The organism is Amycolatopsis sp. NPDC104863, assembly GCF_055582965.1.
The window spans coordinates 128954-146635 of record NZ_JBVJOW010000004.1; the positions used below are offsets into that span (position 1 = coordinate 128954).

Consider the following 17682-nt stretch of genomic DNA (forward strand, 5'->3'; position numbering starts at 1 on the left):
GGAAAAAAACCCTCCCCCTAAAAAAACACACAAGCCTTCCGGGTCTTACCGCCGTTGGTTGGGAGTGTGGGGGGGGGTAAACCCCCCCCAAACCCCCCACGACGACTCGCGCCGAGCGTCAGCCGAGTTCCTTCAGCTCCCGTTCGACAGCCGCGAGCTCGGCCTCCGAGCCCTGGACCTTCGGTCCCTTGAACCACTTCCGCGCCGACACCACCCACCACAGCGCCGCCCCGCCGAGCACCACGAGGAACGCGATCGGCGTGTAGTTGAACGAATCCACCGTCACCGGGGACACCTGCGGCAGCATGAACAGCACGAAGATGATCACGACCCACGTCGTCGCGATGATCCCGACCGGCTTGCCCCAGCGCCCGAGGTGCCACGGCCCGCGCTCGAAGTCGTCACCCTGCCGCACCCGCAGGAACACCGGGATCACGTACGCCACATACAGCCCCACCACGGCGATCGACGTCACCGCCGCGTAAGCCGTCGCGCTCCACAGGTACGGCAGGGCCAGCACCAGCGCGCCGCCCGCGCCGAGCCAGACGGCGTTGGTCGGCGTCTGCGTGCGCTTGTTGATCTTGTGCCAGAAGTTCGACCCGGGGATCGCGCCGTCCCGCGCGAAGGCGTAGATCATCCGCGAGTTCGCCGTCACCGACGCCATGCCGCAGAACAGCTGCGCGCCGATGCAGATCAGCAGCAGGAACTTGCCGGTGACCGCGCCGGTCGCGTCGATGAAGATCTGCGCGGGCGGGACGCCGGTGGCGGAGCCGACCGCGCCGTCGTAGTCCTGGATCGCGAACGTCAGGCCGATCAGCAGGATCCAGCCCGCGACGAGCGAGACCACGATCGACATCACGATGCCGCGCGGCCCGGCCGTCGCCGCGCTCTTCGTCTCCTCCGTCATGTGCGCCGACGCGTCGTAGCCGGTCAGCGTGTACTGCGCCACCAGAAGACCCAACGCGAAGACGTAGAACGCCGAGCCCCAGCCCGTCTGGTTCACAAAACTGCCGAAGACGAACGACGCGTCCTGGTGCTTGGCCGGCACGAAGATCAGCACGCCGACGATCACCAGCACGCCGATGAGGTGCCACCACACGCTGACGTTGTTGAGGATCGCGACGATCCGTACGCCGAAGGTGTTCAGCAGGCCGTGCACCACGAGGATGATCGCGAGCAGCAGGATCGTGTGCCCCGGCGTCGCCGAAAAGCCCCACTGCAGGTCGAGGAACGCGTTGAGGAACAGCGCCGCGCCGAAGTCGATGCCCGCGGTGACGGCGATCTGCCCGACGAGGTTGAACCAGCCGGTGAACCACGACCACGCGGGGCCGTTCTTCCGCGCCAGCCGCGCCGCCCAGTAGTACAGGCCGCCCGCGGTCGGGTAGCTGGAGCAGACCTCGGCCATGCCCAGGCCGACCAGGATGACGAAGATCCCGACCAGCGGCCAGCCCCAGATCATCGCGGCCGGGCCGCCCGTCTTCATGCCGAAGCCGTAGAGCGTCAGGCAGCCGGACAGGATCGAGATGATGGTGAACGAGACGGCGAAGTTCGAGAACCCCGACATCGTCCGCTTGAGCTCCTGCGCGTAGCCCAGCTGGTGCAAGCGTGCGGAGTCGTCATCGTGGTCGGGAGTGGTCTGCTGGTCGGAAACATCCATCGGGCACCTCTTGAAAGGTATGCGGCCAGACCATTGAATCCGCCGAAGTTAGCCCTGGTGAGCGAGGGGTGTCAAGCCTTCGTCAAGAACTCGTCCAGCCACCGGAGCAGCGGCCCGCCGCCGCGGTGGTCGTTCGAGATGAGGGTGGCCGTGACACCTCCGGAGTGCGTGCTCCAGAACGTGACGCCGGGGTCGCCGCCGTCGAGGTGCACCGCGCCCGGCCGCGGCAGCCAGAACCCCAGCCCGTAGCCCGGGGCGTGCGGGCGCAGCATCCGGTCCACCCATTCGCCGGGCACGATCCGGCCGTCGAGGAACGCGGGCCAGAACTTCCGGATGTCCGGCGCGGTGCTGTAGATCCCGCCGTCGCCGAAGCCCCGGACCGGCAGGCTGAACACGTTGGTGCGGCCGTCTTCCAGGTAGCCGGTGGCGGTCCGGCCGGGCAGCGCGTCCGAGCGGAGGAACGCCGTGTCGGCCATCCCGGCGGGCTCGCAGACGCGCTCGCGCACGAGGTCGGGGAATGGTCTGCCCGCGACCCGTTCGGCGAGCAGGGCAAGGACGGCGAAGGCGCCGTTGTTGTACCTGAACTCCGCGCCGGGCGGAGTCCGCTGCGGAAACCCCGCGAGCGCGGCGAGGTAGTCGGCGGACGTGGCGAGGAGCGGGTCCGCCGGCGGGTCCAGCTCTTCGTCGTAGTAGTCGCCGATGCCGGACGTGTGCGTCAGCAGGTGCTCGACGGTCACGGCGTCGTCGATCAACGGCAGGTCGGCGCCCAGTACCGAGCGGGCGGTCGTCTCGAGCGAAAGCCGCCCGTCGGCGACCAGCCCGACGACGACCAGCGCGGTGAACCCCTTGGTGCCGCTGGCGATCGCGAACCGCGTGTCGACGGTGTTCTCGACGCCGTGGCCGAGGTGCGCGTACCCGCGTGCCTCGGACACCAGCGTCTCGTCGCCGCGGGTCACGAGCACCACGCCGGAGAACTCCGTGAGGGGCGCCTTCATGGACGAAGAGTCCCCGAAGGCGCCCGTCACGGCAACGCGATTACCGGCCCAGGAACGCGTGCAGCGACTCCAGCGCGGTGTCCGCCTGGTCGGCGAAGAAGCCGTCGACGCCCGCCTTGAAGAACGCCTCCTCCTCGGCGAACACGTTGCCGTAGGCGTCCGGCTCCGCCGAGGAGCGCAGGTTCGCCGGCAGGAACGGGTTCTCGTTCCGGAACGTGTACGGCTGGACCTTGAGACCGGCCTTGTGCGCGTCGGCGACGATCGCGGTCGGCTTGGTCAGGTTCCCGGCGGCGTCCAGCGGGATGATCTGCGCCTTGTCCGGCCCGAGGTACTTCGCGTACTTGGCGACCTCACGCAGGCCCTGCGGCGTGACGAGGTCCGCGTACGTCCGCTTGTCGCCCTTCGCGACGAAGTCCGCCGGAGCGCCCGAAGCCGACGTCAGCTGCAGCAGCGGCGTCCGGACCTGCTTGTGCAGCGCCACCAGGTTCGACACCTCGAACGACTGGATGATCGCCGGCGCGTCCGGCCGGTCGAGGCCGTTCTTCTTGAGCGCCGCCACCAGCTTCGGCTCGGTCGGGTTGCCGATCGACTGGAAGAACGTGGAGTGCTTGACCTCGGGGTAGGTGCCGAGCGTCCGGTGCAGCTCCTTGCCGAGCCGCTTGGTCAGGTCGAGCACCTCCTGGAAGGTGGCGATCTGGTAGCGGCCGTTGTAGAGCGTGTTGTGCGGCCGGTTGACCGGGATCCGCTCGACCGCGCGCAGCGTCTTCAGCTCGGCGAGGGTGAAGTCCTGGGTGAACCAGCCGGTCGTCGAGACGCCGTCGATCACCAGGGTCTTCTTGCGGTTCGCGAACTCGGGGTGGTTCGCGACGTCGGTGGTGCCGCCGATCTCCGGCTCGTGCCGGGCGACGAGCTGGCCGTCCTTGGTCGGCACGAGGTCGACGTCGACCCAGTTCACGCCCATCCGGTAGGCGAGCTCGTACGAGGCGAGGGTGTGCTCCGGCCGGTAGCCGGGCGCCCCGCGGTGTCCGATGATCACGGGGTCATCGTGGCCCCGCCCGTGCGCGGCCGTCTCGGCGGACCCGCTTTCGGAGGGCGCCGCGGCCGCGCTCGCCGATCCGATCGCGACGCCGGTGACGCTCAGCAACGCCAGTCCGGCCAGTGCCAGTACACCGACACGTTTGCGCTTCATCTGGTGACCTCTTTTCACACAGGGTTGTCCCTGACTACTCGCGCCACCCTTGATGCCGCAAGCGTCGCGCGGTCCAACCTGGGCGGACGGGCCGGTAAACGACACGTGGACACCCGTTCCGGGGACGGCGAAATGTCCGGGCCGAACCCCGCCGGATACCCTGTGCGGTGTGCGCGTACTGGTAATCGGGTCCGGCGCCCGCGAGCATGCACTCGTCCTCGCAGCGTCCGGCGACCCCACGGTCACCGCGCTGGCCTGCGCGCCCGGCAACGCCGGGACGGCCGCGATGGCCGAGCAGCTCGGCGTCGACGCGGCGGACCCGGAAGCGGTCACCGCCCTCGCGAAGAGCTGGCAGGCCGACCTGGTGGTGGTCGGGCCCGAGGTCCCGCTCGTCGCCGGCGTCGCCGACGCCGTCCGCAAGGCGGGCATCGCCTGCTTCGGCCCGTCGGCCGCGGCGGCCCGCATCGAAGGCTCGAAGGCGTTCGCGAAGGACGTCATGGCCGCGGCGGACGTGCCGACCGCGCGCAGCGAGGTGGTCGACAACCCGGCCCGCCTCGACGCCGCGCTCAACCGCTTCGGCCCGACGTGGGTGGTCAAGGACGACGGGCTCGCCGCGGGCAAGGGCGTGGTCGTCACGACCGACTACGACGTCGCGCGCAAGCACGCGATCATGCTGCTCGACGGCGGTCACCCGGTCCTCCTGGAGTCCTTTTTGGACGGCCCGGAGGCCTCGCTCTTCTGCTTCGTCGACGGCCACACCGTCGTCCCGCTGCTGCCCGCGCAGGACTTCAAGCGGGTCGGCGACGACGACGCGGGCCCGAACACCGGCGGCATGGGCGCCTACGCGCCGCTGCCCTGGGCGCCCGAGAACCTGGTCGACGAGCTGGTCGAGAAGGTCGTCCAGCCGGTCGCCGACGAGCTGGTCGCGCGCGACGCGTCGTTCTCCGGCCTGCTCTACGCCGGGCTCGCGCTGACCTCCGAGGGCCCGCAGGTCATCGAGTTCAACTGCCGCTTCGGCGACCCGGAGACCCAGGTCGTGCTGGCGCTGCTGCGCACGCCGATCGCCGGGCTGATGCACGCCACCGCCACCGGCAAGCTCGCCGAGCACCCGCCGCTGGAGTGGTCCGGCGGCGCCGCGGTCACCGTCGTGATCGCCGCCGACGGGTACCCGGGCAAGCCGCGCACCGGCGACGTCATCACCGGGGCCGAGCTCGAAGGGGTCCTGCACGCCGGCACCCGCCGCCGTGACGACGGCGCCGTGGTGTCCTCCGGCGGCCGGGTGCTGTCGGTCGTCGGCACCGGCAAGACGCTCAAGTCGGCACGCCGGCACGCGTACGAAACCGTGGAGAAGGTGCACCTCGCGGGCTCGCACCACCGCACGGACATCGCGCTGAAGGCGGCGAACGGCGAGGTCGGCGTCTCGGCGGCCGGGCAACGCGCCTGATTTCCGGTTCGAGGGAACCGGCGGCGGGCGAACTTCGTCCAAAACTCAGGCTATCGCCACACACTCGTTGGTAGCCTCGACGGGAGTCGGCCGGTCACTGTCCGTATGACGTCAGGGGAGCGCATGTCAGGACCCTCGTACGACCTCACCTCGGCCGTCCCGGTGGCGCCGGCGGCCGCGGACGTCCTGGTCCACCCGGACAAGCTCCTGGACGTCGCCCGGATCGTCGAAGAGCAGACCAACGCCCTCGAAGACCAGCTGCTGACCCGGCTCGGCGAGCTGCGGATCGACGCGCCGTCGGCCGACGTGGTCAGCACCCAGTCGATCGAGGCCTGGAACTCCCTGATCGCCGACGGCGACCGCTCCTACGCCGGGCAGGTCCGCCAGTACGTCGCGGGCCTCAAGCAGCTCGTCTCGCAGCTGCGTGACGCCGCCAAGGACTACCAGGTCAGCGACGAGGAGAAGGCGGCGGTGTTCGGTGACCGCGGCAAGCACGGTGCGTAACCGGACGCTGGGGATCACCGGGGGCGTGCTCGCGACGGCGGCGCTCGCCGGCTGCTCGGCGGGCGCCGACGGCACGCCCTACCCGGTCGAGACGGCCGCGACGGCGGCGTCCCAGAGCGCGAAGGCGGCCCAGCTGCCCCAGCGTCCGGCCGACCTGACCCTGCAGGGGGTCAACCTGTGCGAGGTGTTCCCGCAGGTCGAGCTCGACTCGATGAAGATCACCAGTACCCCTCGGGAAGCCGCGCCCCAGGACGGCCCGACGTGCGTGTTCGACGCCGACGGCGCCGAGCCCGTGCACTCCTACCACGTGCGGGCGGTTTCGGCGGACCTCGACGAGTGGATCACCGGGTCCCGCAAGAAGAACAGCATGACCACCGTGCCGAAGACCATCGGCGGGTACCCGGCGCTGACGAACTACCGCGCGGCCGGCGACCCCGCCGACTGCGAGACGCTCGTCGGCGTCGCCCGCGGCCAGACCCTGGCCGTCCAGACGTTCGCCATCACCCGCGGCAAGCTCACGCAGCCGCAGCTGTGCGACATGTCGGCGCACGCCGCCGACGTGGCGCTGCAGTCCTTGAAAGCACGCAACTAGGGAGGGCGCGTGGAATTCTCCGAGCTCGCGGCCGGGATCCAGAACCACCGCTTCGACGGCTGGACCAACACCGCGATCGCCGACCAGATCACGCGGATGGTCAACGGCGACGGCACCGGCAGCATCGGGACCGCCGTCGACGCGCTGAAGGCCGTCGCGACCGCGCTCGCCCACACCGACCAGACGCTGCGCGCGCAGCTGCTCAAGCTGGGTGTCGAGTGGCAGAGCCAGGCCGGCGGCGCGGCGAGCCAGGTGCTCACCGAGCAGGCCGGGTTCTCCCAGGACGCGACGACGAAGGTCGCGCACGCCGCGGAGATGGTCTTCGAGCAGGGTGAGTCGTTCAACCGCACCAAGTACAAGCTGCCGGACGCCGAAACGGTCCGGAAGGGCGCGGGCGGCTACACGCTGACCGACGGCCTGCTGCTGAGCCTGATCGGCTTCGAGACCGACCACGCGCGGCAGGTCGAAGCGGCCAACAACGCCAAGGCGCAGGCCACGCAGGCCCTGAACGAGTACGCGCAGGACAGTGGCGCCAACCTGCTTTCGACGCAGTCGCTGTCGGACCCCGAGTCGCTGAAGCTGGCCGCTCCGGGCGTGACGCCGGGAGTGCTCGACGTCGCCGCCGCGTCGGTCGGGGTGACGCCGGACGGCGAGGTGAAGCCGGCCTCGGACAAGGTCCGGTCGGTGCGCGTCGAGCCGCCGGTGGTGCAGCCGGTTTCGCACCAGGTCCACGCCGACCCGCCGACCCCGGTCTACGGCGTCGCGGCGCAGCAGCCGGCCCGCCCGGTCGCGCAGCCGCCCCGCCAGACCGGCTCGGTGACCGCCCCGGCCGCCCAGCACATGACGCCGTCGGGCTCGACCACGACGCCTTCGGGCGTGCGGCCGCCGACCACGTCCACACCCGGCCCCGGCTGGGTCAACGCCCCGGGCCGCGGCCCGTCCGGCGACCCCTCGGGCGGCGGCCGATTCACCCCCGGCCCGGGTGGCGGGGGCGGCGGCGACCCGTTCGTCCCGCCGGGTGCGCCCGGCGCGCTGCCGCCCGGCTCGGCGCCGGCGACGGCCCCGATCAAGTCGCTCGGCGGTGGTGGCTCGACCGGTGGTGGCTCGACCGGCATCGGTGGCTCCCTCGGCGGCGCCGACCGCGGCGCGGACGGGCTGCTGGCCAAGGGCCGCACGGTCGGCGCGTTCCAGCAACCCCCGCTGCCGCCCGGCCAGTTCACGGCCGAACGCGGTTTTGTGGCGAAGCCCGGTGCGACGCCGGGTGAGATCGGCGCGGGCGCGGCGGCGGTCGGCGCGGGCGCGGCCGGCGGCGCGCTGAGCGGTGACAAGGACCGCCAGCGGCGCGAACGCGGCCAGGCCAAGGGCCCGGTGCGGCCGTTGCCGGTCGGCGAGCTCCCCGAGGAGGAGGCCGCGGCGCTGCGGAAGTCCGAGCAGATCAGCCCGAAGCAGGAGCGCGGCGCGACGAAGTTCCTGTCGGAGGCCGCGCCGCAGGAGGACGACGCCGAGCACGTCCGCCGCTTCGGCGTCGACGACCAGGACCTGTTCGCCGACCAGCGGATGGTTTCGCCCGACGTGCTCGGTGACCACGGCGAGGATGTGCGCTGACGGTGTCGCTGGTCCTGTCCGCGTCCGAGTTCGACGTGCTCTGGGAGTCGTTCGAACTACCGCGCCGGCACGTCGCGCTGGACGTGCCGAGTGCGGGAACCACCCGCACGGAACGCCGTGAGGTGGTCGAGGCGGCCTGGGCGTCGCTGACCGAGCGGCGCCTGGCCCGCAACGGCCGGGTGTCCGGCGAGGTGGCCGACATGCTGCACCTGCTGGCCCGCCCGCAGTCCGCGGTCGACGTCTGGGTGTGGGCCGAGCGCGAGATCCGCGGCCGCGCGGTGAGCGTCCGCAGCCAGGCGGTGCTGGCGGTGGTCGACAACGGCGAGGTCTGGCTGATCCCGGCCACCGAGGACGGCCTCCCGGAGGCGGCGGTCTCGGTCGCCGGAGATCTGGCCCCGGGCATCGGCCAGACGGTCAGCATCCCGTACGACGTCCTCCGCGCGGCGGACGCGGCGGCGAAGGGTGACCCGAAGGCGATGGTGACGGCGCTGGAAGACCGTGGCGTCGTGCTGTTCCAGGCCCAGGAGCTGTCGGGAATGCTGCTGGGCCAGGAGGCCCGCGGCCAGTTCGGCGCGGAGCGCACGGGCCGCGACGGCATGGCCCACCGGGCCAACCGCGTGGTGGCGTTCTTCGACACGGACGCGGGCCGCTACCTGTTCCAGGTGGAGACCGACCGCGACGGCCGCGAGTGGGCCACCGTCACCCCGGCGGACAACACCCTGCTGGCGACCCGGATCCGCGAACTGATGGCGGAGGCCTGAGCTACTTCACCGGCGGCAGCCGGGACATCACCTCGCCGACGAACTTTTCGGCCGCCGCGCAGATGCCCGTGGTGTCCGGCGGCTGCGGGTCGGGGGTGAAGACGAGGCTGAACTCTTCGGTGACGTACGCATCGACCTTCCGGTGCGTCCAGGTGATCGTGCACCGGCGGGTTCCCCCGTCGCGGTTGTCGAGCTGCTCGTAGGCCTTCGTGCCGGCCAGGTCGACCGCACGCTGGCCGTCGACGCTGAGGTCCTGGCCCGTGCCGCCGCGCAGGCCGAGGATGTACGAGCCGGTTCCGTCGATCAGCCACTGGCACTCGTGCAGCTCGGTGTTCAGGTACCCGGCCGGGGCCCCCGCCGGGTCGGTGGGGCTGCCGACCTCGCGGCACAGGTCCAGGGCGACCGCCGAGCCCGCCGCGCTCGGGAACCGCTCGGCCGTTCCGCCGGCGATCTCCTTCAGGATCACCGAAATCGCCTCTCGGGGGGTCTCGCACGCATCACCGGACGAGCGTTGCGCGGTGGCCGTAATCGACTTGTCCGGCGCGGTCGGGATCTTGACGGCGGCGTCGCAAGAGCTGCCGTGCTTCTTGAAGAACACGTCGTACCCGTCCATGCGGGCCGGGCTGATCCCGTCCAGCGGAAGGGGGTTGTAGAGGCTGAGGTCCACAGTGGTGCTGCGGGTCCGGTCCGCCGTCTCGTCGAACGAGAGGGAGCACTGGTCGAGCAGGCCCCCGCTGCGGTCGGCCGGTTTGACCGGGCCGGTGCCCGGCATCGAGTCGCGCGGCAGGAGCTTGCACGGATCGATCTGCCTCAGATCGGCGGGGCTGAAGGGAGTCGGCTTGGGCGGGCTGGTCGACGAGGGCGAAGCTCCGGCACCCGACCGGTCCTGGTTCGCCGCCACAAGAGCCACCGTCGTCCCGGCAACGGCCACCACGGCGACGGCGGCCGCCACCAGCGGCCAGCGTCGTTTCTTCGCCGCCTTCGGCGGTGGCGGCTGCGGGAGCGCCAGAACGTGACCGACCTGCGCCTTCTGGCCACCGATCAGGGCGTGGACGGCCGGCGGCCACGGTGTCACCCCGGGCGGGACCGGGCCGAGGAAGTCGAGGATCTGCGCCGGCGCCGGCCGGTGCGCCGGGTCCTTCGCCAGGCACGGCTCGATCAGCTGCCGCAGTTCCGGCGGCAGGGCGCCGAGGTCCGGGCGGCCGTGGACGACGTTGTAGAGCACCTGCGGGGTCGACCCGCCGCCGAACGGCGCCCGGCCCGTCGCGGCCATCACGAGCAGCGCGCCCAGGGAGAAGACGTCACTCGCCGGGGTGACGGTCCGGCCGTCGGCCTGCTCGGGGGACATGAAACCGGGTGAGCCGATGATCGAGCCGGTGTGCGTCAGTTCGGAGTCACCTTCGGCCGCGCGGGCGATGCCGAAGTCGATCACCCGGGCGCCGTCGTCGGTGAGCAGGACGTTGCTCGGCTTGAGGTCCCGGTGGACCACGCCGGCCCGGTGGATTTCGGTGAGCGCCGACGCGAGCCCGACGGCGAGGATCCGCACGGACGCCGGAGGCAGCGGGCCCGCCTCCTCGACGGCTTCCTTCAACGACGGGCCGGCGACGAACACCGAAGCCAGCCACGGCGTCGGCGCGTCCGGGTCCGCGTCCATGACCGCCGCGGTGTAGGCGCCCGAGACCAGCCGCGAGGTCTGCACTTCCCGGCGGAACCGGGACCGGAAGCCGGTGTCGTGCGCGAAGCCCGGGTGCACCTGCTTGACGGCCACGAGCCGGCCGTCGGGCGACACTCCCAGCAGCACGCGGCCCATGCCGCCTTCACCGAGTGCCGCGACCAGGCGGTACCGCCCGACATGTCGTGGTTCGTCCGGGTTCAGTGGTTTCATGATCGGTTTTCCTCCCCGCCGGACATGCTACAAAGCGTGTCCGGCGCCCGCTGGGGTGGAAGTTGACGGAGATCCGCACGCGCGAGCGCGGGGAAGTCATAAAGTAAGCGCGGGAACCGTTCCGGTCATGACGACGTCTGATCGGGCGGATGCAAGTTTGCGAAGGGGATGACGAACCGTGCCTGTCTACGACCCGGACTCGATGGCCATCGCGGCACGCCAGGTGGAGCAGCTCAAGGACGAGTTCGAGAAGTCGAAGAAGCACCTGACCGGCGTCGACGACGAGAAGGAAAGCCCCTTCGGCACCATGGGCGGTTCGCAGGACGTGCACGGCGCGGTCGGCGAGTTCAAGCAGGGCGTGCACACCGAGTTCGACGCGGCCGGAAAGCTGATGGAGGCGACCGGGTTCGTGTTGCGGAAAGCCGCCGGCCTGATCGCCGAAACCGACCAGGTCGGTGCGAGCGACCTCAAGCTGCACGAGCCCGGGAACCAGTGAGCGTGCACCGGACGGCCTCCGCGGGCCGGGATGACAAGGGGGCGGAACCGTGGCGGGGCTGATCGACTTCCCACCGAACTGGCCGGACATCGAGGCCAAGCAGAAGCAGGTCGACGGAATCAAGCCGGAGTCGATCGAAAAGGCGGCCCAGCAGTTCAAGACCGCCGCGACGCAGGCCGGTGACCACAGCGCGGCGATGAAGTCGGCCACCGACTCGCTGTCCGCCGGTGTGTGGAAGGGCCCGGCCGCGGACGCGTTCGTCGGCTACGTCAAGCAGATCACCACCGCGGGCGACAAGGTGCAGACGCACCTCACCGACGTCGGCAACGACCTCAGCCAGCTTTCTTCGCAGCTCGGCGACATCAAGCGCAATGTGCACGACGCCTTCGAGAGCGCACGGACGGCGATCCAGACGAGGATCGACACCGATACGCCGAAGGCCCAGGCCGCGATGAACGCCGAAGCGGAGTACGCGCGCGGTGACAAGTCGGGCCCGCCGCCGCCTTCGTCGAAGGCGATCGTCGACGCGGCCAACACGTTCAACCAGCAGCAGGCAACCACCGCGCTGGGCAAGATCGACCCCTTGATGAAGACGGCCGACGACCTCGTCAAGCAGTCCCAGACGTTGATGAAGACGCAGATCGAGGGCGGGTACTCGAAGGTTCCCCTGCCCACCAGCGACGGCACGGTTCCGCAGAGCACCGGCGGCATCCACAGCAACGGCTCCTCCCACCACGGCGGCGGTGGCGGAGGAGGCGGCGGTGGTGGTGGCGGAGGAGGCGGTGGCCTCGGCCCCAGCGGCGGCCCCCCGTCGTCGCCGCCGCCCGGGAACGTCCAGCAGTGGATCCAGGAGGCCATCAAGGCGCTCCAGGCCGCCGGTGTGCCCGTGACCGACGCCGACATCCCGAACATCTGGGCGATCATCCAGCACGAGTCGGGCGGGAATCCCAACGCCATCAACAACTGGGACTCGAACGCGGCCGCGGGGCACCCGTCCAAGGGGCTCATGCAGTGCATCGACTCGACGTTCAACGCGCACAAGCTGCCCGGCCACGACAACATCTACAACCCGGTCGACAACATCATCGCGGGTGTCCGGTACTCCTACGACCGCTACGGCGGCCTCGGCAACGTCCCGGGCATCAAGGCCATGGCCCACGGCGGCGCCTACCAGGGGTACTGACTCCCGCGGCCAACTAGCCTGGCCGCATGGCCGACCTCGAGACGGGTCCCGCGCTGCGGGCCGGTGTGCCGCCGTTCCACGTCATGGACGTCCTTTCCGCGGCGGGCGCGCGGCAGCGCAGTCACGGCGATCTGGTGTCGCTCGCCGCCGGGCAGCCGTCCGCGCCGGCGCCGGCAGCCGTGCTCGAGGCGGCCCGGGAAGCGCTGGGCAAGCGCACCCTCGGCTACACCGAGCAGCTCGGCATCCCCGAGCTGCGCGAAGCCGTCGCCGGGCACTACCGGCGGAAGTACCGGCTCGACGTCAGCGCGCAGGACGTCGTGCTGACCACCGGGTCCTCCGGCGGGTTCCTGCTCGCCTTCCTCAGCGCCTTCGACCCCGGCGCGAAGGTCGCGATGGCCCGGCCCGGCTACCCCGCCTACCGCAACCTGCTGTCCGTGCTGGGCTGCGAGGTCGTCGAGTTCGCCACCGGCGCCGAGACGAACTTCCAGCCCACCGTCGCCCTGCTCGACGAGCTCGGCCCGATCGACGGCCTGATCGTCGCCAGCCCGAGCAATCCCACCGGCACCGTGCTGCCGCCCGGGGAGCTCGCCGCCATCACCGGCTGGTGCGCGTCACACGGCGTCCAGCTGATCAGCGACGAGATCTACCACGGCATCTCCTACGGCGCCGAGCTCGACTGCGCGTGGCAGTACGGCCGCGAGCCGATGGTGCTGGGCAGCTTCTCGAAGTACTTCGCGATGACCGGCTGGCGGCTCGGCTGGATGCTCGTGCCGCAGCGCCTCCACCGGGCGGTCGACGTCCTGACCGGCAACTTCACCATCTGCCCGCCCGCGGTGTCGCAGTACGCCGCGCTCGCCGCCTTCACCCCGGAGGCGTACGCGGAGGCCGACGCGCACGTCGAGCACTACCGCGCCAACCGCGACCGGCTCTTCGCCGGCCTGAAGCGCATCGGCCTCGACAAGCTCGCCCCCGCCGACGGCGCCTTCTACGCGTACGCCGACGTCAGCGCGTACACCGACGACAGCCTGAGCTGGTGCCAGCGCCTGCTCGCCGACACCGGGCTCGCCATCACCCCCGGCGTGGACTTCGACCCGGTCGACGGCGGCAATTTCGTCCGGTTCTCCTTCGCGGGCAGCGCCGAGGACATCGACGAAGGCGTCCGCCGGCTCGGGGGGTGGCTCCGCCAGGGGGAACCCTGATTTAACCCCGAACGTTGGCCTGACGAGGGGAGTTTCCCCGGCCGAGGTGCCACAGTGGAGACATCGGGCCGAGGGGCCACGGGAGCAATCGGAGGAAGCCATGTTCTGGAAGATCGTCGGCGGCCTGATCGTCGCCTGGGTGGCGTTCATGGTGCTGGGCGCCGTGATCGGCTTCGTGTTCAAGGCCGTCCTGTGGATCGCCATCATCGGCGGCATCGCCTTCCTGGGCGCCGCCGGCTACCGCGCGATCAGCGGCAAGAAGGACCCCCGGCGCATCAACCGCTACTGAGTCTCACGGGACCCGCGCCACGCCGCACAGCGACGTCCAGTTGACCGGCGTCAGCGGCGTCAGGCGCGGCCCGTCCGGCCACCACAGGTGCGGCGCGGTCAACCCGGGCTCCAGCAGTTCGAGGCCGTCGAAGAACGACGCGATCTCGGCACGCGTGCGGTAGAGCGTGTCGAGCCCGGTGCCGCTGAACCGCTCCTGCAGGGACGCCGCGACGCCGGCCGCTTCGGAGCCGTCGCCGGGGTTGTGCTGGTGCAGCAGGACCAGGTACGAACCCGGCGCCATCGCGCCGACGTAGGACTTGACCACCTGCCGCGCCTGCTGGAGGTCCGTGATGTGGTGGACGATCGCGCACAGCACGAGCCCGACCGGCCGGCCGAAGTCGAGGTGCCGCTTCACGTCGGCCAGCGTCTCGGCCGGGCGCAGCAGGTCGTTGCCCACGATGTGCGTGAAGTCGTTGTCGACGAGCACGGCCCGGCTGTGCGCCTGCACCACCGGGTCGTTGTCGACGTAGACGACGTGCGCCTCCGGGTTGTACTTCTGCGCCACCTGGTGGGTGTTCTCCACCGTCGGGAAGCCGGAGCCGAGGTCGAGGAACTGGTCGACGCCGAGCCGTTCGGTCAGGTACCGGACGGCGCGCACCAGCCACTGCCGCACTTCCTGCGCCATGGCCGGCGCCTCCGGCGCGACCTCCAGGATCTGCCGCAGCACCGCGCGGTCGACCTCGTAGTTGTCCTGCCCGCCCATGAGCGCGTCGTAGACACGGGCGATGCTCGGCCGGTCGAAGTCGACGCGGGCCGACGGTCGTTCGCTCGTCGCCATGGGGGCCACCTGCCGCGGAAGTCGGGTCCGGGTCAGCCTAGGCCAACCGGGATCACGGCGGGTAGGCGGACGTGCGGTGCGGGTGAGCTCAGCCCAGCCAGGCCTGCGCCGCTTCGGCGCCGTCCCACAGCTGCGCCTTGAGCCCGACGGCGCGTGCGCCGTCCACATTGGACTGCCGGTCGTCGAAGAACAGGCAGTCGGCGGGCTCGGCGCCGAGCTCGTCGAGCAGCAGCCGGAAGATCTTGGCGTCCGGTTTCACGCACCGGACGTCGCCGGAGAACAGTGTCACGCGGAAGTGCCGGATCCACTCCTGGGCCCGGGCCCATTCGCCGAACACCGACGGCGCGTTGGAGAGCAGCGCGAGTGCCGCGCCCGCTTCCGAGAGCGCTTCGAGCAGCGCCTGCGAAGACGGTTCCAGGTGGCTCCAGCCGTCGACGTCGACGCGGGTCAGCTCGGCCGACAGCGTCTCGTCGACCGGCACGCCCAGTGCGTCGCCGACCGTCTGCCAGTACTCCAGCGGCGTGCTGCCGGCGTCGTAGGCGAGCCGGTGGTCCCAATAGGCCTTCTCGAACTCCGGCAGCGGCGCGCCCAGCCGGGCGGCCAGGTCCGGGCGAGCCGTGCTCGGCTTGCTCAGCACGTCGCCGTAGTCGAACACGATCCAGTTCACGGTGCCCCCAGGTCGTTTCAGGCGCCGGTCTTGATCCGGCGCAAGGCTTCTTCGATGTCGGCCGCGCTCAGGTCGCGGTGGGTGACGAACCGGACCCGGCCCGCCATCGGCACGGCCCGGACGCCCAGCGAGTCGAGCCAGGCCAGCGCGGTCGGGATGTCGGGCACCTCGGCGAGCACGATGTTCGTGTCGGGGGTGTTGACCGGCCAGCCGTGCTCGCGCAGGCCCTCGGCGAGCCGCCGGGCGTTCTCGTGGGACTCCGCGAGGTCGGGAATCCGGTCCAGCGCGACCAGGCAGGCCGCGGCCAGGACCCCGCCCTGCCGGACACCGCCGCCGAGCATCTGCCGCATCCGGCGGGCGCGCTCGACGAAGGTTCTGCTCCCCGCGACGACCGAGCCGACCGGCGCGCCGAGGCCCTTGCTGAAGCAGGCCGACACGCTGTCGACACCGACGGTCAACGCGGCGGGCGGCACCTCCAGCGCGACCGCGGCCTGCCAGAGCCGGGCGCCGTCGAGGTGCACGGTCAGACCGGCTTCCTTCGCGACGGACAGCAGCTGGGCGTGCTCGTCGGGCGGGGTCACCGCGCCGCCGGCCGCGTTGTGCGTGTTCTCCAGGCACAACAGCGATGTCCGTAAAGTGAAGTATGGCCCGGGTTGTCCGATCGCGGCTGCGAGGGCGTCCGGCGAGGGGCGGCCCGGGCCCCCGTCGTGCTCCAGCGGGTCCGGCATCCCGCCGGCCAGCCAGGCCGCCGAGCCCAGCTCGTTGGACAGCACGTGCGCGCCGCGCGTCGCGAGGAACCGGTCACCGCGCTGCAGGTGCAGGCTCAGCGCGACGAGGTTCGCCATCGTGCCGCTCGGCACCCACAGCGCCGCCGGCATGCCCAGCACGTCCGCGGCCCGCTCCTCCAGCGCCTGGACCGTCGGGTCGCGCTCGAGGACGTTGTCACCGACCTCCGCGGACGCCATCGCCGCGCGCATCGTGTCATCCGGACGGGTGACGGTGTCGGATCGGAAGTCCAGCGGCGGCAGCGTGAAGGTCACGGAGTGATCACATCACACCCACCTCGCGGGGATCAATGAGCCCTTGAGTGGTCGAACCCGGGCGGTCCGTGCAACCGTGGACGCCCCTGATTCCGTCCTACCCACCGACGACAACAGAGCGGAGCACGACTGCGCGTGGACCAGCGCGACGAGCAGGAGTTCGCGGAGTACTTCGCCGCCAGGCGGGACGCCGTGCGCCGGACCGCGTACATGCTCTGCGGTGACTGGCACCGGGCGGACGACCTCGCGCAGACGGCGTTCGTCGCGCTGCACCGGAGGTGGAAGAAGATCAGGGATCGCGCGGCGACCGACGCGTACGTCCGCACGACGCTCGTCCGGGCGTCGATCGACGAGTCGCGACGTCCGTGGCGGCGCGAATGGCAGACCGAGACGCTGCCGGAGCCGGCCGACGACTCACCCGGCCTCGACGACCTCGTCGCGACCAGGGAAGACCTGCTCGCGGCGCTGAAGGAAGTGCCGCCCAAGCAGCGGGCGGTGCTGGTCATGCGGTTCTTCGAAGGACTCGACGTGACCAGCGCGGCGCAGGCGCTGGGCTGCAGCGAAGGCAACGTGAAGAGCCAGACCGCACGCGGGCTGGCGAACCTCAAGCAGGTGCTCGAACGGGAGGTGGAGACCAATGGATGAGCAGGAGCTGCGCTCGTTGTTCTCCGCCGCGCCCGGGGACGCGCCGTCGCCGACCTTCAGCCAGGACGACGTCGTCCGCGAATCCCGGCGCCAGACCCTGCGGCGCCGCAACCGGATCACCGCCGGGGTGAGCGCCGCGGCGCTCGTCGTGATCGGGTTCGGCGCATACGGAGTGCTGTCCGGGGGTACTCCCGAGTCGATGACCGCGGCCAAGGACAACGCCGTGTCGGCGCAGTCCGCGCCCGGCTCGGGGCAACCCGGGGTGGACCCGGCACGTCCTGAGGTCGGTGGGGAGTCACCGAACTTCTCTTCCACGCCGCCCCAGCAGGGGGGCAGCGGGGACGGGAAGACCGGCCAACTGGCCGAAGGCGCCTCCGGGTGCGAAGAGGTGGACGGGGAGCTCGCCATTGCCCTCGCTGGCGAGCTCCCCGCCCACTCCGCCGTTTCCCAGGCTGTCCCGGGCGGCGCCTGTTCGACGGCGTCGCGGTCCGCGGGGTTCCCGGTTCCGGGCGGCGAAGTGTCCGCGGCGGTGTACCCGAAGGGCATCCCGGTGGTCTTCAAGTCCCAGCCGGCCGGCGCGGTCACCGCGCAGGTGCCCACGGCGTCCGGTGGGGCGCTGGTGCTGGTGAGCGTGCCTTCCGCCGGGGCGACGGCGCCGTACTCGAGCCAGGTCGGCGAGTTCGCGCGCGCTCTCGCGCCCCGCTTCTGAGCC

18 protein-coding genes are annotated in these 17682 nt (G+C 71.3%); 11 read left to right on the plus strand and 7 right to left on the minus strand.

Annotation, left to right across the window (positions count from 1 at the left end):
- Positions 1 to 118: 118 nt before the first annotated feature.
- The 3 genes from ACZ63J_RS22035 to ACZ63J_RS22045 form a co-directional block, all read right to left on the minus strand.
- Positions 119 to 1657 (minus strand): amino acid permease, encoded by a 1539-nt coding sequence (locus ACZ63J_RS22035; protein WP_465333632.1) that lies wholly within the window; start codon positions 1655 to 1657, stop codon positions 119 to 121.
- 71 nt (positions 1658 to 1728) lie between these two features.
- A complete protein-coding gene (locus ACZ63J_RS22040; RefSeq protein ID WP_465402754.1) occupies positions 1729 to 2652 on the minus strand; it encodes a serine hydrolase domain-containing protein in 924 nt (307 codons plus the stop codon).
- Between the two features lie 40 nt (positions 2653 to 2692).
- Positions 2693 to 3841, minus strand: a complete 1149-nt coding sequence (locus tag ACZ63J_RS22045) for a glycerophosphodiester phosphodiesterase (protein ID WP_465312908.1) — start codon at positions 3839 to 3841, stop codon at positions 2693 to 2695.
- A gap of 169 nt (positions 3842 to 4010) precedes the next feature.
- On the opposite strand from ACZ63J_RS22045, the gene purD reads away from it, so the two are divergent.
- The 5 genes from purD to ACZ63J_RS22070 all read left to right on the plus strand — a co-directional run bounded on the left by purD (position 4011) and on the right by ACZ63J_RS22070 (position 8747).
- Complete coding sequence (gene purD, locus ACZ63J_RS22050) at positions 4011 to 5285, plus strand: phosphoribosylamine--glycine ligase (RefSeq protein ID WP_465402756.1); 1275 nt, start codon at positions 4011 to 4013, stop codon at positions 5283 to 5285.
- 123 nt (positions 5286 to 5408) lie between these two features.
- On the plus strand, positions 5409 to 5789 hold the full coding sequence (locus ACZ63J_RS22055; RefSeq protein ID WP_465312910.1) for a hypothetical protein: 381 nt from the start codon (positions 5409 to 5411) through the stop codon (positions 5787 to 5789).
- 25 nt (positions 5790 to 5814) lie between these two features.
- Positions 5815 to 6381, plus strand: a complete 567-nt coding sequence (locus ACZ63J_RS22060) for a DUF3558 domain-containing protein (protein WP_465403110.1) — start codon at positions 5815 to 5817, stop codon at positions 6379 to 6381.
- A 9-nt stretch (positions 6382 to 6390) separates the two neighbouring features.
- Positions 6391 to 7986, plus strand: a complete 1596-nt coding sequence (locus ACZ63J_RS22065; RefSeq protein ID WP_465402758.1) for a hypothetical protein — start codon at positions 6391 to 6393, stop codon at positions 7984 to 7986.
- A gap of 2 nt (positions 7987 to 7988) precedes the next feature.
- Complete coding sequence (locus ACZ63J_RS22070; protein WP_465402760.1) at positions 7989 to 8747, plus strand: ESX secretion-associated protein EspG; 759 nt, start codon at positions 7989 to 7991, stop codon at positions 8745 to 8747.
- A gap of 1 nt (position 8748) precedes the next feature.
- On the opposite strand, the gene ACZ63J_RS22075 is transcribed toward ACZ63J_RS22070, so the two are convergent.
- Entirely contained in the window at positions 8749 to 10632 is a 1884-nt protein-coding gene (locus tag ACZ63J_RS22075; RefSeq protein WP_465402762.1) for a serine/threonine-protein kinase, read from the minus strand.
- 178 nt (positions 10633 to 10810) lie between these two features.
- Between ACZ63J_RS22075 and ACZ63J_RS22080 the strand changes: the two genes are divergently transcribed.
- The 4 genes from ACZ63J_RS22080 (at position 10811) to ACZ63J_RS22095 (ending at position 13799) form a co-directional block, all read left to right on the plus strand.
- Complete coding sequence (locus ACZ63J_RS22080; protein WP_465402764.1) at positions 10811 to 11128, plus strand: hypothetical protein; 318 nt, start codon at positions 10811 to 10813, stop codon at positions 11126 to 11128.
- Positions 11129 to 11186: 58 nt separating this feature from the next.
- The gene (locus ACZ63J_RS22085) at positions 11187 to 12311 is read left to right on the plus strand and encodes a transglycosylase SLT domain-containing protein (RefSeq protein ID WP_465403112.1); all 1125 of its coding nucleotides are present in this window, start codon (positions 11187 to 11189) and stop codon (positions 12309 to 12311) included.
- Positions 12312 to 12337: 26 nt separating this feature from the next.
- Positions 12338 to 13510 carry a pyridoxal phosphate-dependent aminotransferase gene (locus ACZ63J_RS22090; RefSeq protein WP_465402766.1) on the plus strand — a complete coding sequence of 391 codons (1173 nt, stop codon included), beginning with the start codon at positions 12338 to 12340 and terminating at the stop codon, positions 13508 to 13510.
- 100 nt (positions 13511 to 13610) lie between these two features.
- Positions 13611 to 13799 carry a hypothetical protein gene (locus ACZ63J_RS22095; protein ID WP_364610651.1) on the plus strand — a complete coding sequence of 63 codons (189 nt, stop codon included), beginning with the start codon at positions 13611 to 13613 and terminating at the stop codon, positions 13797 to 13799.
- A gap of 3 nt (positions 13800 to 13802) precedes the next feature.
- Here the strand turns inward: ACZ63J_RS22095 and ACZ63J_RS22100 are convergent, their stop codons facing one another.
- From ACZ63J_RS22100 to ACZ63J_RS22110, 3 genes are all read right to left on the minus strand, one after another.
- Positions 13803 to 14618: an SAM-dependent methyltransferase gene (locus ACZ63J_RS22100; RefSeq protein WP_465402768.1), complete on the minus strand. Its 816-nt coding sequence runs from the start codon at positions 14616 to 14618 to the stop codon at positions 13803 to 13805.
- Between the two features lie 88 nt (positions 14619 to 14706).
- Positions 14707 to 15285: an HAD family hydrolase gene (locus tag ACZ63J_RS22105; RefSeq protein ID WP_465402770.1), complete on the minus strand. Its 579-nt coding sequence runs from the start codon at positions 15283 to 15285 to the stop codon at positions 14707 to 14709.
- Positions 15286 to 15302: 17 nt separating this feature from the next.
- Positions 15303 to 16325: a threonine aldolase family protein gene (locus ACZ63J_RS22110; RefSeq protein WP_465402772.1), complete on the minus strand. Its 1023-nt coding sequence runs from the start codon at positions 16323 to 16325 to the stop codon at positions 15303 to 15305.
- A 135-nt stretch (positions 16326 to 16460) separates the two neighbouring features.
- Between ACZ63J_RS22110 and ACZ63J_RS22115 the strand changes: the two genes are divergently transcribed.
- Together ACZ63J_RS22115 and ACZ63J_RS22120 are read left to right on the plus strand one after the other, a co-directional pair.
- Positions 16461 to 16970: a SigE family RNA polymerase sigma factor gene (locus ACZ63J_RS22115; RefSeq protein WP_465312917.1), complete on the plus strand. Its 510-nt coding sequence runs from the start codon at positions 16461 to 16463 to the stop codon at positions 16968 to 16970.
- The gene (locus ACZ63J_RS22120; protein ID WP_465402773.1) at positions 16963 to 17679 is read left to right on the plus strand and encodes a hypothetical protein; all 717 of its coding nucleotides are present in this window, start codon (positions 16963 to 16965) and stop codon (positions 17677 to 17679) included. Before ACZ63J_RS22115 ends, ACZ63J_RS22120 begins: the two co-directional genes overlap by 8 nt.
- The last annotated feature ends 3 nt before the right edge of the window (positions 17680 to 17682 follow it).

Excerpts from the sequence above, each read along its gene's own strand:
- ACZ63J_RS22035 (WP_465333632.1), bottom strand. The coding sequence starts at position 1,657 with ATGGATGTTTCCGACCAGCAGACCACTCCCGACCACGATGACGACTCC.
- ACZ63J_RS22040 (WP_465402754.1), bottom strand. The coding sequence starts at position 2,652 with ATGAAGGCGCCCCTCACGGAGTTCTCCGGCGTGGTGCTCGTGACCCGC.
- ACZ63J_RS22045 (WP_465312908.1), bottom strand. The coding sequence starts at position 3,841 with ATGAAGCGCAAACGTGTCGGTGTACTGGCACTGGCCGGACTGGCGTTG.
- ACZ63J_RS22055 (WP_465312910.1), top strand. The coding sequence starts at position 5,409 with ATGTCAGGACCCTCGTACGACCTCACCTCGGCCGTCCCGGTGGCGCCG.
- ACZ63J_RS22075 (WP_465402762.1), bottom strand. The coding sequence starts at position 10,632 with ATGAAACCACTGAACCCGGACGAACCACGACATGTCGGGCGGTACCGC.
- ACZ63J_RS22090 (WP_465402766.1), top strand. The coding sequence starts at position 12,338 with ATGGCCGACCTCGAGACGGGTCCCGCGCTGCGGGCCGGTGTGCCGCCG.
- ACZ63J_RS22095 (WP_364610651.1), top strand. The coding sequence starts at position 13,611 with ATGTTCTGGAAGATCGTCGGCGGCCTGATCGTCGCCTGGGTGGCGTTC.
- ACZ63J_RS22100 (WP_465402768.1), bottom strand. The coding sequence starts at position 14,618 with ATGGCGACGAGCGAACGACCGTCGGCCCGCGTCGACTTCGACCGGCCG.
- ACZ63J_RS22120 (WP_465402773.1), top strand. The coding sequence starts at position 16,963 with ATGGATGAGCAGGAGCTGCGCTCGTTGTTCTCCGCCGCGCCCGGGGAC.